22 protein-coding genes are annotated in these 21030 nt (G+C 65.9%); 14 read left to right on the forward strand and 8 right to left on the reverse strand.

Annotated elements, in window-relative coordinates:
- Positions 1-11 precede the first annotated feature (11 nt).
- The gene (locus QM841_RS09345) at positions 12-461 is read right to left on the reverse strand and encodes a hypothetical protein (RefSeq protein WP_280783742.1); all 450 of its coding nucleotides are present in this window, start codon (positions 459-461) and stop codon (positions 12-14) included.
- Positions 462-1187: 726 nt separating this feature from the next.
- Between QM841_RS09345 and QM841_RS09350 the strand changes: the two genes are divergently transcribed.
- From QM841_RS09350 to QM841_RS09365, 4 genes are read left to right on the forward strand one after another with little or no spacing between them, the layout of a single operon-like run.
- Complete coding sequence (locus QM841_RS09350) at positions 1188-2240, forward strand: glycosyltransferase family protein (RefSeq protein WP_283331774.1); 1053 nt, start codon at positions 1188-1190, stop codon at positions 2238-2240.
- Positions 2237-3355: a glycosyltransferase family 4 protein gene (locus QM841_RS09355; RefSeq protein WP_283331775.1), complete on the forward strand. Its 1119-nt coding sequence runs from the start codon at positions 2237-2239 to the stop codon at positions 3353-3355. Before QM841_RS09350 ends, QM841_RS09355 begins: the two co-directional genes overlap by 4 nt.
- Complete coding sequence (locus tag QM841_RS09360) at positions 3352-4356, forward strand: glycosyltransferase (RefSeq protein WP_283331776.1); 1005 nt, start codon at positions 3352-3354, stop codon at positions 4354-4356. The genes QM841_RS09355 and QM841_RS09360 overlap by 4 nt, the downstream gene beginning before the upstream one ends.
- On the forward strand, positions 4353-5183 hold the full coding sequence (locus QM841_RS09365; RefSeq protein WP_283331777.1) for a glycosyltransferase family 2 protein: 831 nt from the start codon (positions 4353-4355) through the stop codon (positions 5181-5183). The genes QM841_RS09360 and QM841_RS09365 overlap by 4 nt, the downstream gene beginning before the upstream one ends.
- A 187-nt stretch (positions 5184-5370) precedes the next feature.
- Here QM841_RS09365 and QM841_RS09370 read toward each other — a convergent pair whose 3' ends face one another.
- Positions 5371-6018: a superoxide dismutase family protein gene (locus tag QM841_RS09370; protein ID WP_283331778.1), complete on the reverse strand. Its 648-nt coding sequence runs from the start codon at positions 6016-6018 to the stop codon at positions 5371-5373.
- A 593-nt stretch (positions 6019-6611) separates the two neighbouring features.
- On the opposite strand from QM841_RS09370, the gene QM841_RS09375 reads away from it, so the two are divergent.
- A complete protein-coding gene (locus QM841_RS09375; RefSeq protein ID WP_283331779.1) occupies positions 6612-8966 on the forward strand; it encodes an ATP-dependent DNA ligase in 2355 nt (784 codons plus the stop codon).
- 32 nt (positions 8967-8998) lie between these two features.
- On the opposite strand, the gene QM841_RS09380 is transcribed toward QM841_RS09375, so the two are convergent.
- The 3 genes from QM841_RS09380 to QM841_RS09390 all read right to left on the reverse strand — a co-directional run bounded on the left by QM841_RS09380 (position 8999) and on the right by QM841_RS09390 (position 10734).
- On the reverse strand, positions 8999-9247 hold the full coding sequence (locus tag QM841_RS09380) for a DUF6480 family protein (RefSeq protein ID WP_005256658.1): 249 nt from the start codon (positions 9245-9247) through the stop codon (positions 8999-9001).
- Between the two features lie 120 nt (positions 9248-9367).
- Complete coding sequence (locus QM841_RS09385; protein ID WP_283331781.1) at positions 9368-10210, reverse strand: EamA family transporter; 843 nt, start codon at positions 10208-10210, stop codon at positions 9368-9370.
- A 5-nt stretch (positions 10211-10215) separates the two neighbouring features.
- Entirely contained in the window at positions 10216-10734 is a 519-nt protein-coding gene (locus QM841_RS09390) for a MarR family winged helix-turn-helix transcriptional regulator (protein ID WP_283331782.1), read from the reverse strand.
- 394 nt (positions 10735-11128) lie between these two features.
- Between QM841_RS09390 and QM841_RS09395 the strand changes: the two genes are divergently transcribed.
- The 3 genes from QM841_RS09395 (at position 11129) to QM841_RS09410 (ending at position 13497) form a co-directional block, all read left to right on the forward strand.
- Complete coding sequence (locus QM841_RS09395; RefSeq protein ID WP_283331783.1) at positions 11129-11677, forward strand: STAS domain-containing protein; 549 nt, start codon at positions 11129-11131, stop codon at positions 11675-11677.
- 166 nt (positions 11678-11843) lie between these two features.
- Positions 11844-12044, forward strand: a complete 201-nt coding sequence (locus QM841_RS09400; protein WP_280783754.1) for a hypothetical protein — start codon at positions 11844-11846, stop codon at positions 12042-12044.
- Between the two features lie 772 nt (positions 12045-12816).
- Positions 12817-13497, forward strand: a complete 681-nt coding sequence (locus QM841_RS09410; protein ID WP_283331785.1) for a class I SAM-dependent methyltransferase — start codon at positions 12817-12819, stop codon at positions 13495-13497.
- A gap of 90 nt (positions 13498-13587) precedes the next feature.
- On the opposite strand, the gene QM841_RS09415 is transcribed toward QM841_RS09410, so the two are convergent.
- The 3 genes from QM841_RS09415 to QM841_RS09425 form a co-directional block, all read right to left on the reverse strand.
- Complete coding sequence (locus tag QM841_RS09415; RefSeq protein ID WP_283331787.1) at positions 13588-13812, reverse strand: MFS transporter; 225 nt, start codon at positions 13810-13812, stop codon at positions 13588-13590.
- On the reverse strand, positions 13809-14792 hold the full coding sequence (locus QM841_RS09420) for an MFS transporter (RefSeq protein WP_283331788.1): 984 nt from the start codon (positions 14790-14792) through the stop codon (positions 13809-13811). Before QM841_RS09420 ends, QM841_RS09415 begins: the two co-directional genes overlap by 4 nt.
- Positions 14793-14968: 176 nt before the next feature.
- Positions 14969-15619 (reverse strand): helix-turn-helix domain-containing protein, encoded by a 651-nt coding sequence (locus QM841_RS09425; protein WP_283331789.1) that lies wholly within the window; start codon positions 15617-15619, stop codon positions 14969-14971.
- A gap of 256 nt (positions 15620-15875) precedes the next feature.
- Here QM841_RS09425 and QM841_RS09430 point away from each other — a divergent pair, with 256 nt between their 5' ends.
- From QM841_RS09430 to QM841_RS09455, 6 genes are all read left to right on the forward strand, one after another.
- Positions 15876-16727, forward strand: a complete 852-nt coding sequence (locus QM841_RS09430) for a sugar phosphate isomerase/epimerase family protein (RefSeq protein WP_283331790.1) — start codon at positions 15876-15878, stop codon at positions 16725-16727.
- A gap of 44 nt (positions 16728-16771) precedes the next feature.
- Positions 16772-17497 carry an SDR family NAD(P)-dependent oxidoreductase gene (locus tag QM841_RS09435; protein WP_283331791.1) on the forward strand — a complete coding sequence of 242 codons (726 nt, stop codon included), beginning with the start codon at positions 16772-16774 and terminating at the stop codon, positions 17495-17497.
- A 14-nt stretch (positions 17498-17511) separates the two neighbouring features.
- Positions 17512-18408: an intradiol ring-cleavage dioxygenase gene (locus QM841_RS09440; RefSeq protein ID WP_283331792.1), complete on the forward strand. Its 897-nt coding sequence runs from the start codon at positions 17512-17514 to the stop codon at positions 18406-18408.
- Positions 18405-19481 (forward strand): maleylacetate reductase, encoded by a 1077-nt coding sequence (locus tag QM841_RS09445; RefSeq protein WP_283331793.1) that lies wholly within the window; start codon positions 18405-18407, stop codon positions 19479-19481. Before QM841_RS09440 ends, QM841_RS09445 begins: the two co-directional genes overlap by 4 nt.
- A 49-nt stretch (positions 19482-19530) precedes the next feature.
- Positions 19531-19920 (forward strand): nuclear transport factor 2 family protein, encoded by a 390-nt coding sequence (locus QM841_RS09450; protein WP_159922185.1) that lies wholly within the window; start codon positions 19531-19533, stop codon positions 19918-19920.
- 76 nt (positions 19921-19996) lie between these two features.
- Positions 19997-20779: an SDR family NAD(P)-dependent oxidoreductase gene (locus QM841_RS09455; RefSeq protein WP_120661805.1), complete on the forward strand. Its 783-nt coding sequence runs from the start codon at positions 19997-19999 to the stop codon at positions 20777-20779.
- Positions 20780-21030 lie beyond the last annotated feature (251 nt).

Here is a 21030-nt window from a genome sequence, read left to right on the forward strand (position 1 = left end):
TGCCGGGTCTGTCATTTCTTGTCTTCGCCCTTGCCGACGCCTCCCTGATGCGCGGGTCCCACTCCGGAGTCGCTGCCCTCGGTCTCGGCGGCGTGTACAGCGGGCTTCTCCTCGGCCGGAGAGGCCACCGCGCCGCGTGGGGTCTCCCCGGGTGTCGGCGACTGCATTCCGGTGGCGTCCACATGGTCGTCGTGCTCCGGGCGCCCTTCCTTCGTGCTGGTCGTCCGGCCGTCGTATGGCGGTGTCGCCGGCTCCGCGCCGCCGGGAGGCAGCGAGCCGCCAGCGGGCGCCGGGTTCGTGCCCTGCTCCGCGGAGGAGGTGACCTCCTCCTGATCCAGGGACCCCGGCTTGCGGTCCGTCTGGCCTGCTCCAGCCTGGTCCGGGCCCGCGTCGCGTGAGCCTTCGGGGCCGCGCTCGGACTGTGGTTCTTCGTGTAGCTGTTTGCCTGGTTCGGTACCCATGATCACTCCTCGTTGATGAACCAGAACGCCGTATTCTCGGCTTCGTTCGTGGTTGCCATCTGCTGTAGCTATGCCCTGAAACACGGACACGAAACCGCATCTCTCGGGTGGGCAAGGTTTGGCACTGCGCCCATCCTGGCGCGACGCAAACCTCACCAGGGCGCATCTGCCCTGACCTGCTCGTCTCGGCGAGGTCTGGTGTCCCGAAGTCGTCGATCACCGGGTCTTCCGGGATGATGCCTTGATCGTCGAGCGGCCGCAACGAGCACGTGCCTCGGCAGGGCGACTGATTTGTTTTGGGAACGACTGGGCATACCGAGAAGAGCGAATCCGTACAGCAGCGATGCGGCTCCATCCCACTGAATTGCCAGCGAGGAGCTACGCCGTGCCCGACAGAGTCCGCCGATTCCCTCGATCCCGATCAGGTCCCCAGCTATCGCCGAGTCCCGGATCCCCCCGAGCATTGCCCCCGGCTCGGTCAGCGGGCTGCCGCGCTGCGCACTGCAACCGTGCCACTTGTCGAAGGTGCGGACAGAACCTGTTGCCAGTGGGGTGAGCGCCTCGCTGCAACATGCGCGGCGGAGAGCTTTCCGTGGTGGAACGAAGGTTCGTCGATCCCCGTTGTGGCATAGATCGACTTCGCCAGTGTCCCCCGGACGCCCTCGACAGCATTGGATTCCAAGCAAGGAAAGTTCGTCAACCAACACTCATGGAGAGGAAGCGCAGATGATCCGGGTCGCCTCGGTGCCGGCGTCGCACGTCTATGTTCGACATCTCACTGATCCGAGAAGCAATGATCACGTCGTCCGGCTCCCGGACCCGATCCCCGCAGATGGACGCACGGTACCGGGAGGATGGTGGCCGCCGTTGATGCTCGACCCGATGTGGATCAGCCGGCACTACAGGGAATTCGATGTGTTTCATATCCACTTCGGCTTCGACGCCATCGACCCTGCCCTGATGGAGGCGATTCTCCACGAATTGTCCGTTCGCCATATCCCCCTGGTGTACACCGTCCACGATCTGCGCAACCCGCACCAACCCGATCCCGAACCGCACCTCGATCTGCTCGATGCGCTGGTGCCGGCAGCCGCACAGGTCGTCACCCTCACCCCGGGAGCCGCGGCGGTGATCGATCGACAGTGGTCTCGTGCGGCCACGGTGCTCGGACACCCGCACGTAGTGGAGCGCCTGCTGATCGACCGCCCACGGCCCGGCGACGACGAGTTCGTGATCGGGGTGCACGTGAAAAGTCTTCGCGCGAACATGGATCCGTTCCCAGTCCTCGATGCACTGTCCGAGACGGTACTCAGTCTCGAGGGTGCTCGGTTGCAGGTCGACGTCCACGACGAAATCTTCGATCCCGAGAATCACTGGTACGCCCCCGACGCCGGTGCGCGTCTTCTGCGCTACGGGGACCGGGACCGCGTCGAAGTCCGAGTCCACCCGTATTTCTCGGACGAGGAACTGTGGGATTATCTGTCGTCGCTGTCGGTGTCGGTTCTTCCGTACCGCTTCGGTACCCACTCGGGTTGGCTCGAGGCCTGTTACGACCTCGGCACCGCGGTCGCGGCCCCGAACTGCGGTTTCTACGGCGAGCAGCAGGACTGCGCGGTGTTCGGGTTCGACGAAACCCATTTCGACGGGCCGTCACTGGACCGGTGCATCCGCGCACTCCATGGCGGCCACCCGATGCGGGCGACGTGGGACGAACGTGCGTCGCAGCGGCAAGCGCTGGCCCGCGAACACCACAACCTCTACGAGAAGGCACTGTCATGACCGGGGCACCGCTACGGATCGCACTTCTGGCGTCCTGCCGATTCCCGATCCGGCAACCGTTCGCCGGGGGTCTCGAATCGCATGTGTGGTACTTGGCCCGCACCTTGTCCGCGGACGGTCACCGGGTGACGTTGTTCGCCGGTCCGGACTCCGATCCGGCACTGGGCTGCACGCACCTCGAAGTCCGGACTCTCGAGATGAGCGCGGCGGCCCGAACCGATGCATCGATGCCGTCGATCGAGTTCATGGCCGAACATCACGCCTATCTGCAGCTGATGCTCGATCTCGGCGGCCCTCTGGCGGGAGCGTTCGACGTGATACACAACCACAGCCTGCACTATTTGCCGGTGGCCATGGCTGCCACTGTCCCCACCCCGATTCTGTGCACGCTGCACACCCCGCCCACACCGTGGCTCGAGTCGGCCATCACGGTCGGCACAGGGCAGGGCGCCCAGTTCGCGGCGGTGAGCGCACACACCGCCGCCTCGTGGCGGCACGCGGTCGGTGACATCGATGTCATCCCCAATGGGGTCGATCTCGCCGATTGGCCGGTCGGCAGCGGGGGCAGGCGCCTGATCTGGTTCGGCCGTCTGGTGCCCGAGAAGGGGGCTCACCTCGCGATCATCGCCGCCCGACGTGCCGGATTTCCTCTCGTACTGGCCGGCCCGATCAGCGACAAGGAGTACTTCGAACGTTCCATCAAACCTCTCCTGAACCGGGACGTCGTCTACCTCGGTCACCTGGGCCAGTCCGCGTTGGCCACCGCGATCGGCAGGTCGGCTGCGGCGCTGGTGACACCGGTATGGGACGAGCCCTACGGTCTGGTGGTCGCCGAAGCACTCGCCTGCGGCACGCCCGTGGTCGCGTTCGCCCGGGGTGGGATCCCGGAAGTGCTCACCCCCGACTGCGGCCGACTGGTACCCCCGGACGACCTCGATGCCCTGGTGCGGGCGATCCCGGAAACCGTGAGACTCTCCCGTCCGGCGGCCCGTATCCGCGCCGCTGAACACTGTTCCGAACGCACCATGGTCGACGCGTACGTGGCTACCTATCGGCGGCTGACACGGACGCACCGCGGCGGAAAATCGTTCCGACACACCAGGGCGTCGCTGTGATCGGCTACTACATTCATCACCACGGGCAGGGACACCGGGTGCGGGCGACGAGTATCTGCTCCGCCCTCGCCACTGCAGTCACCGCTCTGTCCTCTGCGCCGCCGGCCGGGGCGGAGTGCTTCGCCGACGTCATCTGCCTCGCCCGGGACGACCACGGTGGTCCGCCCCTGGATCCGACGGCCAACGGGACACTGCACTGGGCGCCCTTGCACGATCGGGGTCTGGCATCGCGGATGAGCCGAGTGGCCACCTGGATCGAATCCGCCAGGCCGAGTCTTATGGTGGTGGACGTCTCGGTTGAAGTAGCCGCCTTCGTCCGGCTTCTGGGGGTTCCGGTCGTGGTCATCGCCATGCCGGGAGTTCGCACCGATTCGGCGCATCGTCTGGGATATCAGCTTGCCGAGCACATCATCGCGGCGTGGCCGCAAGAGATGTACGACCCGGTCTGGCTCCAAGAATTTGCGCACAAGACCACCTTTGTGGGCGGAATCAGCCGGTTCGATGGCCGCGAGTGTGACGACACCCCGCCATCCGGGCGTCCCCAGGTGTTGGTGCTCAGCGGCACCGGCGGATCGAATCTGTCGATGGACGACATTCGGTTGTGCGCCCATCGGCACCCCGGATACCGGTGGCAGGCGCTCGGCGTCCCGGGCGGTCCCTGGGTGGATGACCCGTGGCCACAGTTGAGCGGCGCCGACGTCGTGGTCTCCCACGCCGGTCAGAACGCCGTGGCCGACATCGCCGCCGCCCGCCGTCCGGCGATCATCATCGCCCAACCACGCCCGTTCGACGAACAACAGGCCACCGCGGCGGCACTCTCAGACAAGGGGCTAGCAGTGTCGGTGCCGCAGTGGCCATCGGTGACCGCGTGGCCACACCTGATCGAGGCGGCGCTGAAGCGCGGTGGTCAGCGGTGGCCGCGTTGGCAAACCGCGGGGGCGGCCGCACGCGCCGCGGCGGTCATCGACACGCTCGCAAAGCAATCCGAGGCTTCGCGGTGAGGATCGCGGTCATTACGATCGCCGCGAACCGAGACACCCATTTGCGGTTTCACCTGCGGTCTCTGGAACGCAGCACAGTGGCCGCAGACGAACACGTGGTTGTCGCGATCGGAGACCCCGCGGTGGCAGACGTCGTGGCCTCCGAGGGCAGCACCACCCGGCCGTTGTGGATCGAGCACGATCGGGGCCCACTCCCGCTGGCCTACGCCCGCAACGCCGGTGCTGCGGCCGCTCTGGCTGCGGGGGCGGAACTGCTGGTCTTCCTGGACGTGGACTGCATCGCCGGTACCGAAATGCTCCAGCGGTACGTCGACGCGGCTCGGCAGCGGTGCCATCGCCATGCTCTGTTGTGCGGCCCGGTCACCTATCTGCCGCCACCCGGACCGCTGGGCTACGACCTCGACCATGTCCACGAACGACGCCGCCCACATCCGGCGCGTCCGGCACCGCCGGCAGGGACTGTGCTGACCGGGACCGATTACGACCTGTTCTGGTCACTGTCCTTCGCCGTCACCGCCGCCACCTGGAATCGGATCGGTGGATTCTGCACCGAATACACCGGTTACGGCGGGGAGGACACCGATCTCGCGCAGACCGCCGCCGCCGCGGGCGTGGGTTTGCGCTGGGTGGGCGGCGCCGACGCGTTCCACCAATACCATCCCGTGTCCGATCCCCCCGTCGAGCACCTCGCTGACATCCTCGCCAACGCTGAACTGTTTCATCGACGCTGGCACCGATGGCCCATGGAAGGATGGTTGCATTCGTTCGAAGAACTGGGGCTGATCACTTACGATCCCGTCCACCGGCGGTGGGTCGAAGCGGTGTGAGTCTGGGATTTCGTTGGTGTGCAATCGTCCCCCACGGACGGCGAGGCTTGCCGTTGCCAATTCGGGTGTCGCGAATCCGGGTACCCGCATTCCCCAGTCGTTCGCTGGGAGGCCGGCAGCACTCACGGCGGGCCGGTCACGTTGTCATGTATCGATCCGGATCTCGGTCGCGAGGCAACAGATGCTTTCAGAAGTCTTCATCGATGCAGGCCAGTCGGTCACCCGCCATTCCGGCCTGTCCGGCCCCGGTCATGGTGTGCTGTGCGTGCAGTACCACCGAGTTGGCCTCGCCGTCACGGAACTCCCAGTCGACGGTCGTCGACGCCTGTGCGTTGCCGTTCGCGTCGGTGGTGACATCGAGCCAGATCTCGTTCTGGGGATTCGCATAGGCCGGATCCGACGACGGAGCATCCGGCGTGGCAGCAGGGTCGACATCGTTCTGATAGTGCGGCCCCGAATCCGACGGCTGTGGCCCACACAGTCGCGTGTGCGCGTGGACACCGAAGTCACGGTTGGGGGCAAGGCCGGTTGCGTTGAACGTGACGGTGGTGCGGCCACCCTCCTCCTCGGATTCAATGTTCACGGAGGAACCCACCGGAACAGCGGCTTCGTCATAGGTGAAGGCGTTGTCGTCGCCGGCGCTGTCGCTCGGCAACTGGAAGGCTCCTTCAGACCCGGGCAAGATAGGCATGCCGGTGGTCGTCGTTTCGACAGAGTCGGGGGGCGTCTGCACGGTGGCCGAGACATCCGTCGAAGAATCGTCGTTGCCGCATCCGGCTGCGGCGAGGACGGTGAGGGATACGCCGACGATCAGGGTTACGTGTCGTGTGTGCATGATTCGGCATTACCCCCAGGGTGGGGTGCTGAATCACCCACGACAGGGCTCAGTCCCCCGACGCTGCAGGTTCTCGCCGAGAGGGTCAACCCCGTCCGGGGTTGAACTGCGGTTCTCTGCGTCCTGTCAACTCAGACAGCACTTCGACGTTGCTCCGATACTCCTGCCGGTCGCCGTTCCGATCACCTGACATTGCTCTGTTGCGGCGGCCCATCGTCGTCCTCGGCCGCGGAACCGACTGGTTCATCAGGGCGCTGCCATCAGTTGGACTCGGACCCGCGCAGCGGACTGCGGGGTGGGGTCGGCAGTCGGTCCGTAGGCAGCCGGACGATTGGCGGGGCGGTACGGCAGGGTATTCGGTCGTCGTGAGTCATGAACGGGGTCTCAAGGTCGTCGGCGGGTCGACCGGCAACGTCGGAACTGGTGTCGTTGCGGGGTCGAGCACAGACGCTGCTGTCGCCGAGGCCGTCGGTGCCCTGCGGTGCTGCGCCGGGTGGGTTGGTCCCAACACAACCTTTCGCCGTCGTCGATGTCGCCGCTGACGATGTCCCCACGAAAATTCATCCGAGACCTTCGAAGGGAGCACCACACCCATGTCGACCAGGACGATCGATGGGCACCGACTGCACCTGACGCATCTCGACAAAGTTCTGTACCCGTCCGTGGGAACGACGAAGGGCGAGGTGATCGACTACCTGGCGGAGATCGCTCCCGCGATGGTGCCGCACCTGGCGCAACGCCCGGTGACCCGGAAGCGGTGGCCGGACGGTGTCGACTCGGACTCCTTCTTCGAACGCAACCTCCCCTCGTCGACGCCGAAATGGGTTCCGCGACTGACCGTGCAGCACAAGGACCGCAGCGTCGACTATCCCCTCATCGACTCCGCCGCAGGTTTGGTGCTGATGGGGCAACTCGCCGCGTTGGAATTGCACGTGCCGCAATGGACGGTGGTCGACGGCAAACCGGGACCGGCAACACGATTGGTGTTCGATCTCGATCCCGGTGAAGGTATGGACCTTTCCGACTGTGCCCGTGTCGCCCTGGCGGTCAAGGAGCAACTCGACGACGCCGGGCTGACGTCGTTCCCGGTCACCAGCGGCAGCAAGGGTATTCACGTCTACGCGTCGCTCACCGCGAAGAACGACATCGACCCCTCTCCGTTCGCCCGGACGCTCGCAAAGAGACTCGAGAAGGACTCGCCGGAATCGGTGACCGCCACCATGGCCAAGACCGACCGCCGGGGAAAGGTCTTCCTCGACTGGAGTCAGAACAACGTCGCCAAGACCACCGTTACTCCGTACTCGTTGCGCGGGCGCTCCGAACCGACGGTCGCCGCGCCACGGGAATGGAAGGAGCTCGAGGCAACCGATCTGCGTCAATTGCGGTTCGACGAGGTACTCGACCGATACCGCAGCGAAGGCGACCTACTCTCGGCGTCCCTGGACTCCCTTCGGACGTACCGATCCAAACGAAAGCGCGGCAAGACACCCGAACCGGTCCCCGCTCCCACAGCCGATTCACCATCAGCGGACTCGGGCCGGGCCCTGAGCTTCGTCGTCCACGAGCACCACGCGACCAACCTGCATTGGGATTTCCGCCTCGAACGCGACGGGGTACTGGTCTCGTGGGCGGTACCCAAAGGCGTCCCACGTTCTGCGTCGAAGAATCGCCTCGCCGTCCAGACCGAAGACCATCCCCTCGACTACCGCACGTTCTCCGGGACCATCCCGAAGGACCAGTACGGCGGCGGCCGAGTGGACATCTTCGACGAGGGAACCTACGTCCCCATCAAGTGGGAACGCGACGAGATTCTGTTCGAACTCCGGGGCCGACGCCTTCACGGGCAGTACGTGCTGATCCGCACCAAAGACGACCAGTGGTTGATGCACAAGATCAAGAAGGACAAGGAACGGCCGCTGCCGCACAGCGAATCCGACCAGGAACCCGCGAGCGCCTCGTCGAAGCCCGCCGACGAAACACCGATGCCGCGGGACCTGAAACCCATGCTCGCGACACTCGGATCCGATCAGGATCTCCCCGACATGCCCGCCGACCTCTGGTCGTTCGAGGGGAAATGGGATGGGATACGGGCGATTGCCGAGATCTCCGACGGGAAGGTCCACCTGCACAGCAGGTCCGGTCGCGACCTCACCGCGACTTACCCGGAACTGGCCTCGATCGGGGACACACTGGCCGATCACGATGTCGTCCTCGACGGCGAGATCGTCACCCTCGACTCGGCGGGCGTGACGAGCTTCGCCGCCCTGCAGAACCGGTCCGGGCTGCAGAAGCCGGCGGCGATCACCGCTGCCGCGCAGAAGTATCCGGCCGAGTTCTACGTGTTCGACGTGCTCTACCTCGACGGCGCCTCGCTGCTGCGTCACGGGTATGCGGATCGGCGCCGGGTGTTGGAGGAATTGGCGTCGAGCACCGGTCTCACCGTCCCCGCCCGTTTGCGCGGCGATGCCGCCGAGGCGTTGGCGGAGAGCCGTCGACGCGGGTGGGAAGGAATCGTCGGCAAGAAGAACGACTCGACCTACTTGACCGGCCGGCGGGGCAAAGCCTGGATCAAGGTGAAGAACCAGCGCACTCAGGAGGTGATCGTCGGTGGCTGGCGACGCGGCAAGGGATCACGCAGCGACACGCTGGGATCGCTGCTGCTCGGCATCCCGGACACGGACGGGCTCCGGTACGTCGGCAGGGTCGGCACCGGATTCACCGAACCGATGCTCGAGTCCTTGACGCGAAAACTCGAACGGCTCTCACGGAAGACGAGCCCGTTCACCGACACCCTGACGACCGCCCAACGCAAGGACGCGAATTGGGTCACTCCCCGGCTGGTCGGCGAGGTCGGGTTCACCGAATGGACCACGGCGAACCTTCTCCGGCACCCGACCTGGCGTGGCCTGCGCACGGACAAGAATCCCGAGGACGTGCGGCGGGAATGATCATCGGGCGGCGCCCGAAGGGGAGACCGAACTCAGTCGAAGACCCCGACGATATCGAGCACCAGCAGGACCGCGATCGCCACGAACACCACGACGATCACACCGATGACCACCATCGTGGCAATGCCTGTCGGTGGAAACGACCAACTGGTGCGCGGTTCGTGCTCGGACAACCCCGACGTCTGGGCGGAGTCCGGAGGCGTCGAACCTGGTCGGACACCGCCGCCCGATTCGAGATCGGGAGTGTTCGCCGGATCAGGGTCCGGAGGTTGAGCGGTCATAGTAACGGCCCTCCGTGGAATACGGCTGCTCGGCGTTCGAGCGGACGGCTGTGACATGCGGGTACCCGGATTTGCCACACCCACACGGCGGACGCGTATACCGAGTTTCGCGCCAAGGGGTCAGCTGGTGGCGAGAAGTGCCACCGCGGACGCGGCGGCGAGAAGGCCGACCGACTGTTTCGGGATCAGGCGTTCTCGAAGAACGGTGACACCGAGCACGACGGGGACGACGGGGTAGAGGGAGGACAACACGACGGCGACGACGGCGAGTTGCTCCCTCGTGGCGAGCAGATACGCGATGAGCGCAAGTGTTGCTGCCGCCCCGGTGACGGCTGCCGCCGGCACGGTGTGAAGAGACCGCCGCATGTGTGCGCGTCCCACGGTCGACAGCAGCGGCACGATGGTGAGGATCGCCGCGACCCGCCCGGCGGCAACGGGCCACAATCCTGCCCCCGACCCGGCCTGCGCCAGCGAAATATACTGCACGGCAATGCCGATTCCTGCGATGAGACCATCGAGAGCGGCTGCCGGCAGCGCGGGTCCAGCGCGAGTACCGGTGTCCGCGACAAGCCACAGTGCGGGAACCGAGATCACGATGCCGAGCCAGGACAGCGTGGACGGGCGCTCACCGAGAGCGGCGACTCCGATCAGGACCGGCAAGGCGATACCGCAGACCGCGCTGATCGGAACCACCACACTCATCGCCCCATGACTGAGGCCACGGAACAGGAACAACATCCCCACTCCGGTACCGACCCCCGACAGGGCGCCCCAGGCCAGGTCGACCGGCGCCGGCACACCGGAGGAGCCGACCGCTGTGGCAGCGACGACGGCGAACAGGAGCCCACCGACCTGACCCACGGCCGCGACAACCAGGAAATGGGCGCGACGGGACAGCAGACCGCCGGTGAAGTCCGAGATGCCGTAGAAGAGTGCCGAGGTGAGCGCGAGGAGAGGTCCCATCCGGATTACTTTTCGGTCGCTCTTTCGGCGTTGCCGACCGGACAGACCGCGTCGGTGGTGCATGCCCGGCGATCACAGAGCCGGCAGAGCAATTCCGAGTCACGGACATCCTGGTAAATCCGGGCCAACAATTTGTCCAGCACACCGGCCAGCGCCTCGCGTTCTTCGTCGTCGAGTGCCGCCAGCAGCGAGGCCAGTCCATCCCCGCGGGCCCCGAGGGCGGCACGCGCTGCCCGCTGCCCTTCCGAAGTGAGGGCGACAGCCCTTTCCCGTCCCGCACCGCGTTTCCGTTGCGCCAAGTTCTTGCCCTCGAGTGACTCGACCATGCGTGCCGCGGCCGATTGAGTCAGGCCCACGCGCCGGCCGAGTTCTGTCACGCTCAGGTCGGGGGTGGCCGACAAGACCACCAGCGCGGCAGCACCGCTCGGGCTGACCTGGCTGACGCGGGTGACCCTCGTGAGAACGAGATCGCTCACAGCCAGCGCCGCGGCCCCGAGGAGGTTGGCCGTGCGACTTCCATGCATGACTCATGCATACCATTCGGTGAGGGTGGCCGTCCAGACCTCACGACGGGGACGGTGTCGCGATCTCGAGAGGGGTCCACAGACCTACCCGGTTGTTCCACAACGTACTGATGCACCTATCCGAGACCGGGCGGGCTTGCGCAGTTCTGCCGCGCAAATCGGGTTCGGCGAGACCGTGCGCGCACTCCCGACCTCGTGCACCGGACCGCAGGACCCCGACGCGTGTGCAGGGTTTCCTTCCGCGCGAAGACGCGTTATCTTCTGATCAGAGGTTGAGATCACAGCCTGGCAGACAACGCCGCCACCGGTTTGGGATCGCCGACTTGTGTGTCGAAGACCCTTCATTCCAGGGTTTGGTTCGGTTCCGCGGCCGGTCACACACCGGGAGCCACCCATGGCCAATTTTCGCACCATCTTCGATTCTCCCGGTCTGACGCGGTCATCGTTGTCCGGGACCGACCTGTGCAGCAACGCCGATCACGGCTTCCGCATCGACATCGACGAACCCACCGGCGGCCCCGGGGTGCTCCGGGTGCGCGGCGACGTCGACGTCGTCACCGCCCCGGTGCTGAGCGCGTGCCTCGCCGAGGCGGTGCTCACCGGCCACAGCGTCGTCGTCGACCTTCTGCGCGTTCCGTTCGTCGGCTGCGCCGGACTGGCTGCACTCGACTACGCCGCCACCCGATTGTCCGAGCAACGATGCCGTCTGACCGTCGCCGCTCCGGCCGGCCTGCACGCGGTCCTGGACCGAATCGGGCTCAGCACGGCGGCGCCCTGCTTCGACACCGTCGCCGAAGCGTTCCACGCAGCACTCGCCTACTCTGCTTCCACCGCAGATCACACACCGACATTTCCGGTCCTCGACCGATCGCGTTCGCTGCATTGCTCTCTCGCGACCCTCCCCTCCCCTACAGCGCTCAACCGGAAAGGCATCGCCCGATGACGAACCAGTACTCAAACCCGCCAGCGTGGTCGACCGCATGGATCAAGCACCACCTCGATCGCATGGAGCACGGCGACGGCGGCAGCGAGGTCGGGAACATGGAAGCGGACGCGGCACGACCCTCGCAGAAACTGCGATAACCGTGGGAACCACTGCGGTGAATCGGATGGTGGCGTTCGAAGTTCGGTGGTGCGCCCTGGGCGGAGGCCCCGCTGAGACGATCATGGCCGACTTCGGCATGGACGCCGCGGCGTTCTTCCGATACCTGGCCGAATATCTGGAACTTTCCCCGCCCACCCCCCTGCGCCCCGACCTGCTCGAGCGGATGAAGGCCGTCGCGCGACGACGTGTGTGGCTGGCCACCTGAGAAGCCTCGCCGTGGTTTGAGGTGCCCGGGGCACGGGCAGGCCACTCGAACGAAGGAAGGCGACCCACGTCTCCAATGCTGCAGCGAGTCGTGGCCGCAAGAATATCGGACAGTCACAATCCTCCGAGGACTGGGCGGTCGACGACCCGAAGAAGCGTGCCAAAGATCTGGATTGGAAGGTTATTCGAAGCTGAACAAGAAGTATCTCATCGACGAGCTTCGCAATCACTAGCCGGGCGAGCGTACATCAATCCACCTGAAACAGAGAACGACGACCGACCACATCGACATGAACTTCGGTCGGTGCCCTCGGTCGCCTCTCACCTGCGTCGGCGATGACCATTACCCGATCCGCGGAGCGTCAATCATTGACGCCGGCACCAGGGTTGGTGCGGAGCGTTCGCTGCTCGTCCGGTTGCCGGACCTGAATCCGTCCGCCCCGCACCCGGGCCTCGAACACCTGCCGCGGTCGGGGCGCAGGACCGCGCATTACCCGTCCGTCCACGACACGGAAACGGGCCGGTTCAGCAGAGGGCTCCGTCCATCAGTGCACTCGAGCCCCGAGCCCCGAGCCCTGCCGTATCCAATCGAATTGTGAATCGTCTGGAGCCAGAGGTCGGCCATGACGTGCACCCTGCGGGCACACGTGGAGGGTGTGCAGTGCGTTGGGCCGTATCGCGGAGCAAAACGGCGGTGCTGGTCGGCACGGCCGGCGTTCGGTCAACGCCGAAAGCGAGCGCGGGCAGCAGCGCTGAAGGCCAGGATGTGAGGTGTGCCCACACCGCGAGACTATGACGCCGACCCTGGCCGGTTTCGGCGCCCTGTCCGTCTCACCGCGGCCCATGTCCGGCCCGGAGCGGACCTGCACGCCCGGATCGTGCGTCTGCTGCTCGACGCCGGGGCCGCTCGCGTGCTGGACATCGGCTGTGGTGACGGGGCATTGGCCCGGTCCGCGGTCGGCAGCGCGTTACGGGTGTTCGGCATCGATGCCGCGACGGCGATGACAGCAGCGGCGGTGCGGCGCTGCCCGGTGGCGCGAGGCGATGTCATCGCACTGCCCGTCGCGGACGCCGCAGCCGACGCCGTCGTCGCGGTCAACGTCTTGGACCACCTCGACCGGCCCGAGCTGGGCCTGCGCGAGGCCTACCGTGTGTTGCGCCCGGACGGGCTGTTCATCGCCGGCACGATCTCCAGGGTGGATTCCCCGGAGTTGGCGCCGTTCTGGCAACCGGAGCCGACACCGTTCGATGCAGAGGACGCTCAACAGCTGGTCGCCGCCGCCTTCGGGGCGGCTGAGACCGAGCCCTGGGACGCGTCGCTCATCACGCTGCCCGACCGGGACGCTGTGCGGGACTTCCTTCAGGCACGCCTGGTGCCGCACCACCGGGCAGAGCTTCTCGCCGATGCGCTGGCCGACCGCGGGCCCCTGCCGCTGCCGTTGACCAAACGCTGAGCACTCATACTCGCCCGACGCGCATCGTGACCGCCTCATGCGACAGATTCATGACGACGTGCTGTCCCGCAAGGGATCGTCATCCGGGTGTTAGTCGTGTCGCTCTGTGAGGAAGTATCCGAGGGCGAGGACGGGCAGGACGGCCCCGGTCAGTGCGGCGGCTGTCCATCCGTGGTGGGCGTAGACGAATCCGCCGAGTGCTGAGCCGACTCCGCCCCCGACGAAGAATATGGCCATGTAGAGGCCGTTGAGGCGGGCCCGTAGTTGGGGTCCGAGGCTGTAGATGGCGCGTTGTCCGAGCACCACATTGGTCATGACACCGAAGTCGAGCAGAATTGCCGCACCGACGAGGATTGAGAGCCCGAGGGCGGATCCGGCGGGGGGAGGGCCGCGGCCAGCAGTGCAATCAGGACGCAGCCGATGGCGATCCGCGTCCATGACCGGGTTCGGTTGCGGTCGGCCATTCTGCCGGCGATCGGTGATGCGATGGCTCCGGCGGCTCCGGCGAGGGCGAACAGTGCGACTCCGCTCTGGGACATCTCGAACGCGTCGCTGGTCAGCAGCAGCGGAACGACGGTCCAGAAGAGGCTGAACGACCCGAACAGGCAGGCGTGGTAAAGCGCGCGGCGACGCAGGACCGGGATGTCGCGCACGAGGCGAGGTAGGGATGCCAGCAGTGCGCGGTAGCCCGCGGTGTGTTCGGGCCGCCGGGCGGGCATCGTGAATCGGATCGCGGCGCCGATCATCACGACGAGGAGGGCGGACAGCACGTAGACGGCCCGCCAGGACCACAGGCTCGCAATCAGGCTCGCGGCAGGGCGGGCCAGCATGATTCCGATCGTGAGTCCGCCCATGACCGTGCCGATGACCCGGCCGCGCTGGTGTTCGGGGGCATAGTGCGAGGTGAAGGGAACCAACACCTGGACTGCGACCGCGGCGAGCCCGATGAGTGCGGAGATCACCAGGAAGACAATCGGCGCCGTCACGAGGGCCGCTGCGATGAGGACCACCGTTTCGGCGGCCAGCAGGACCGTTACCAGGGTGCGGTTCTCGTAGAGATCACCGAGTGGCACGACGAGGAGAAGCCCTACGCCGTAGCCGATCTGGGTGAGTGTGACGATCAGCCCCGCTGACTGGGCAGGTAGGCCTAGCGATGCACTGATCTCGCCGATCAGGGGCTGCGAGTAGTAGAGATTGGCGACCACCACTGCGCAGGCAGTCGCGATCAGCAGCACCAGCCAGGTCGGCATGGCCGCACGGGTCCCGGTGGCCGGGGTGGTATCGGCTCGGGGCATCGAGGTTCCTCTCGGCAGCGACAGGTGTGCACGCCGTCGGACAGTTATTCACGGAAGGTGGTGCGCGCACCACGCAGCCCAGAGGTCGCCCTCAGGGGGCGGTGCAGGCGACTCACCGGCAGGCAGCGATCAGGCGCAGGTGATCGCCGGGGTGTTGGGGGGACAGGCTGGCGGGTTTACCTGAACGTGGGCAGATGGGTGCGGCCCTGGCCGCTGCCGTTGGCGGTTCGCATCGCGTCGAGTAGCGATTTGACGTCGGCGGTGTGGGTCGCGCTGTCGAAGACGAACCAGACGCCGCGGGCGGGAACCGTGCCCGGGTTGTAGAACAGGTGTGGCCGGCTCGAGTCGAAGCAGAACGAATCGCCGGGGCCCAGATCGTGTTCGTCGAAGTCGAGCCGGAGCCGCAGCGTGCCTTCGAGGATGTACGCGAACTCGGCTCCGTCGTGGCGCATCTGTTTGCCGTCGACCGAGCTGGAGGCGCCGACCTCGTAGGTGACGTAGAGCGGTTCGATCTCGGTGCGCCCCCCGGTGGCCAGCCGCTGCCAGGTGACCCCGTTTTCCATTTCGAGGACGGGATTGTCTGCGGCGCGCTGGATACCGGCCGCCGCGTCGCGGTTCTGCGGGAGCTCGACGTCGAGACCGCTGCGACCGGACACTATTTGGTCGAGGGAGACCTCGAGCACGGTCGCGAGACCGAAGAGCGTTTTCACCGACGGCTGGGTTTTTCCGTTCTCGACCTGCGAGAGCAGGCTGGTGGAGATGCCGAGCTGATCGGCGATCTGGCGCAGTGACAGTTTCTTGTCCAGGCGGGCCCGCTTCAAGGCCACGCCGATTTCCTCTTCCACCACTGTGCCCCGTTCTGTGTGTCTGACGCTCGATATCCACTCTGGCTTAACACCGGCAGTGGTGCAACACCGCAGTTCATCGCCCGATGTTGACATTCACACTACACGACTTGCATGATTGGAGTCACAGATTTAAGCCAGGATGAATTATTGAGTTGGTCGGTCTGGCATCGTCGTAAACCTGCGCTACGTCGCAGGATGCAACCCATCCAACCCCCTCTGGAAGGAAGAATTGATAGTGAGCAAGATCGAATTGATCGCTGGAACGTGGACGACCGCTGGTGACGCCGACGCCGGCAACGCTGAGAACGATCGCAGTCCGCACAGCTTCCAGGAGCGCATCGAGGTTGCCGCGAAGGCCGGATTCACCGGCGTGGGCATTGGTTACCTGGATCTTCTAGACGCCGAGCAGCAGTACGGGTTCCCCACCGTCAAGACCATGCTCGCCGACAACGGCATCGCTCACCTCGAGCTCGAGTTCCTGGAGAACTGGTTTCTCACCGACGACCGCCGGGCGGCCGCGGACGAGATTCGCGCGAACATGTTCCGGGCCGCCGAAGCCCTCGGCGCCCGCCACATCAAGGTCGGCGGCGACTTCAGCGGTGGTGAATTCGATGCGGACCACATGGCGGCCGAGTTCGTGAAGCTCTGCACCGACGCTGCAAATGCCGGTACCACGGTGGTGTTCGAGCCGATGCCGTTCGTGAACGTCAAGACGCCGCAGCAGGCACTCGAGTTCATCGCCAAGGCCGATCATCCCGCTGGCGGGTTGTTGATCGACATTTGGCACGTCGCCCGCGCCGGCGTCGACTTCGACACTCTCGCCGACATCCCGGCGAAGTATATCTTCGACGTCGAACTCGACGATGCTCCATTGACGTTCGAAGGTGACCTCATCGCCGACACCTTCAACGGTCGCCGGCTTCCCGGTGAGGGCGAACTCGACATCCAAGGCTTCGTCGACGCCATCCGTAAGACCGGCTACGACGGAATCTACGGCGTGGAGATCCTGTCCGCCGCGTACCGCAAGCTCCCGATCGGCGAGGCCGTTCCCGCCGCCTATGAAGCGTCGATGAAGTACCTGCGCTGACCTGGCCTGATACGGATCGAATACCGAAAGAAGAGGACATCGCAATGGCGCGGTTGGATCAGAAGGTAGCTATCGTCACCGGCGGAGCTCGCGGTATCGGCCGCGCCACGGCGGAACTGTTCGCCGAGGAAGGCGCGAGGGTGGTGGTCGGCGACCTGCGCGAGCCGGAGCCGTTCGATCACCCGAACATCACCTTCACGCCCCTAGACGTCACCCAACTCGACAGCTGGCAGGGGTTCGTCGACTCGGTGATCGCCGCGCATGGGCGGATCGACATCCTGGTCAACAACGCCGGCCTGGTCGGCTCCTACGAAGCGATCGCCAAGATCGACCTCAACGACTGGCACAACATCATCGCGGTCAACCAGACCGGGGTCTTCTACGGCATGCGCTCGGTCCTGCCGACGATGCAGGCCCAGCACGCCGGCTCGATCGTCAACGTCTCGTCGATCTGGGGCATCGTCGGCGCCGCCGGAGTCTCGGCCTACCAGGCCAGTAAGGCCGCGGTGCGGATGATGAGCAAGAACGCCGCCCTGTCGTACGTCGACGACGGCATCCGGGTCAACTCCCTGCACCCAGGTCTGGCCAGCACCCCGATGATCGACGCTCAGGACGAGGCGATCACCGCCGACGTGATCGCCGCCACCCCGATGAAGCGTGCCGCCAATCCCCGCGAAATCGCCTACGGCGCACTGTTCCTCGCCAGCGACGAGGCCAGCTACGTCACCGGCATCGAACTGCCGGTCGACGGCGGCTACACCGCACCGTGAAAGGAGTTGAACCGATGACCGATCGTGGACTGTTCACCGAAGGCCGCTCAGCCGAGGTGGTGATCGACAGCCTCGGAGCCGACACCGATCCCCGGCTGCGGCAGATTCTGACCTCCCTGATCCAGCACCTGCACGACTTCGTCAAGGACGTCCAGCTCACCGAGTCCGAGTGGGAGAAGGGCATCGAGTTCCTCACCCGCACCGGGCACACCTGCAACGACGTACGTCAGGAATTCATCCTGCTCTCCGACGTCCTCGGGGTATCGATGCTGGTCGAGACGATCAACCACCGCGCCCTCGATCACGCCACCGAGCAGACCGTTCTGGGCCCGTTCCACATGGTCGACTCCCCGCCGCGCGAGCTCGGCGACACCATCGCCCTCGACGACGGTGGTGAGCCGTGCCTGGTGACCGGGCAGGTCCGCAGCGCGGACGGCACCCCCTTGGCCGGGGCGAGCGTGGACGTGTGGCAGGCCAACGCCGAAGGCTTCTACGACGTCCAGCAACCCGGCATCCAGCCGGAACTGAACCTGCGCGGGTTATTCACCACCGACGACGAGGGCAAGTTCTGGTTCCGCTCGATCGTTCCCCGGTACTACCCCATCCCCGACGACGGACCGGTGGGGGAACTGCTGGCGATCACCGGACGCCATCCCAACCGGCCGGCGCACGTGCATTTCATCGTCACCGCACCCGGCCACGAACCGGTCACCACCCACCTGTTCGTCGACGGCACCCCCTATATCGACTCCGATGTCGTGTTCGGGGTCAAGGAAAGCCTGATCCGGGAGTTCCCGGTGGTCGATGACCCGAAACGGGCCCGCGAGCTCGGGTTCGGCAATCCTTTTCGCACGGTCCATTTCGATGTGACCTTGCTCGAATCCGAGGTACGAGAGGCGGCCGGACTGTGACCTTCACCAGCTCCTTCCACTATCAGGCCCTGCCGATGCGGGTGAGCTTCGAAGTCGGCGCGGTGACCAAGGTCGGGGAGGAACTCGACCGACTCGGGCTGAGCCGGGCGCTGGTGCTGTGCACCCCCGAGCAGAACCACCTGGCCGATCTCGTCATGGATCACCTCGGTGACCGCGGTGCCGGCATCTTCGACCAGGCCCGCATGCACGTGCCGGTCGAGACCGCGGACCGCGCCCGGGACCGGGCCCGCGAGCTCGGCGCGGACAGCTGCGTGGTGATCGGCGGTGGTTCCTCGATCGGCCTCGGCAAGGCGATCGCCCTCGAACACGGGCTACCGATCATCGCGATCCCCACCACCTACGCCGGATCGGAGATGACCCCGATCTGGGGTCTGACCCGCGACGGGCGCAAGCAGACCGGGCGCGACGCGAAGGTACTGCCGCAGAGCGTCATCTACGACCCACAGCTGACCGCCACGCTGCCGGCGGAGATCTCGGCCGCCAGCGGTCTGAACGCGGTCGCGCATGCCGTCGAGGCGCTCTATGCCCCGGACGCCTCGCCGATCATCTCGCTGATGGCCGAAGAGGGAGTACGCGCCTTCGCCGAATCTCTGGCTGCGGTAGTCGCCGACGGCAACGATCTCGACGCCCGATCGAAAGCCCTCTACGGAGCATGGCTGTGCGGCGCCTGCCTGGGGGCGACCACGATGTCGCTGCACCACAAGCTCTGCCACGTCCTCGGCGGATCCCTCGACCTGCCGCACGCCCAGACGCACGCGATCGTGCTGCCCTACGTGCTGGCCTACAACGAATCCCACGCCCCGGCAGCGCGGGCCGCCTTGCAGCGGGCCCTGGGCACCGACGGTGATCCGTCGACCGCGTTGTGGGACCTCGAACAGCAACTGCAGATCCCGCACTCGCTCGAAGAACTGGGCGTGCGCGAAACCCAACTCCCTGCCGTCATCGACGAGGTCCTGTCCAACCCCTACTCGAACCCGACCCCGGTCACCGAGGACGGGCTGCGCCACCTCCTCGGCCAGGCTCTGCGCGGCGATCGGCCCACCCGCCGATGACCCGGTACGACACCCACCCTCACCCACCCTGAACAGCACAGGAGCCGACGTGACAGCTACCCACGACGCGACGACTACCATCCGGGATCTCGAAAACGCCCGGTACCGGGCGATCGTCGACCAGGACCTGGCCCGGTTCGCCGAGCTCAGCCACCCCGACCTGGCCTACTCGCACTCCTCCGGCGACACGGACAGCCTCGACTCCTACCTCGACAAGGTGCGGTCGGGCTACTACGTCTATCACGACATCGACCACCCGATCGAGTTCATCCGGATCGTCGACGACGTCGCGCTCGTCATCGGTGAGATGAACGCCAGCATCACCGCCGGCGGACGCGAGAAGAAGCTGCGTAACCGGTGCCTGGCCGTATGGAAGTACACCGATGATGCGGGCTGGCGATTCCTCGCCTACCAGCCCACCCCGGTGCCCACCGCGTAAACCCCCTCACCCGACTCCCCCGTGCACCGGTGTGCCGGCGGAGCTCACCCCACCCGAACACCAGATTGGATTCCCCATGTCCACCCTCGAGAACAAGATCGCCATCGTCACCGGAGCCAGCCGCGGACTCGGTGAGGGCATCGCCGTCGAACTCGCCCGGCGCGGGGCCACCGTCGTCTGCGCCGACCTGCACAGCGCCGAGGACACCGCCGCCACGCTGCAGTCCGCCGGCAGCCCGAAGAGCAGCTCCGCCAAGGTCGACGTGTCCAGCGCGGCGTCGGTGGACGAGTTGGTCGGTTCCACTGTCGAGACGCACGGGCGCCTGGACATCATGGTCAACAACGCCGGCATTTACACCTACGGTGCAATCGCCGACGTCACCGACGAAGACTTCCGCCGCACCATGGACGTCAACATCGGCGGCGTCTTCAACGGATCCCGTGCGGCCGCCCGGGTGATGAAAGAGCAAAAGTCGGGGCGGATCATCAACACCGCCTCCCAGCTCGGCAAGCTCGCCCGCCCCAACGAGGGGGTCTACTCCGCATCGAAGGCGGCCGTCATCTTGATGACGCAGGCCCTCGGGCTGGAACTGGCGCCCTACAACATCACCGTCAACGCCATCTGCCCCGGCTGCATGCACACCGAGATGATGGAGAAGTCGTTCGCGGAAATCGCTCAGAGCGAGGGAATTACGCTCGAGCAGAAGCTGCAGGACTACCTCGACGCCAAGATCCCCACGGGACGTTTCGGCACTCTCGAGGACATGGGCAGGATGGTCGCCTGGCTGGCCTCCGACGAGGCCTCGTTCACCACCGGTTCCGCTCTCAACCTCACCGGCGGCGAGCAGGTCTTCTTCTAGACCTGCGGCCGCCTCGGCGCAGACACCGCGGTGGTAACCGGTCGGGATCCACCCGATCGGTTACCACCGCGTCTGTATTTAGCGATAATGAACATTTATCGATATGACCCGAGCAATTCCGTGGTGTTGACAGTCACGCTGAACTAAATGCTATGGTAGGCGTCACACGTTTAAGTAAAGATGAAAGCCGTCTGGGGCGTCTCCACCCCCGAGCCCCGCAGTACCACGTTATTTCCCAGCCTGTATCAGGA

The organism is Rhodococcus sp. IEGM 1307, assembly GCF_030056915.1.
GTDB lineage: Bacteria > Actinomycetota > Actinomycetes > Mycobacteriales > Mycobacteriaceae > Rhodococcus_F > Rhodococcus_F opacus_D.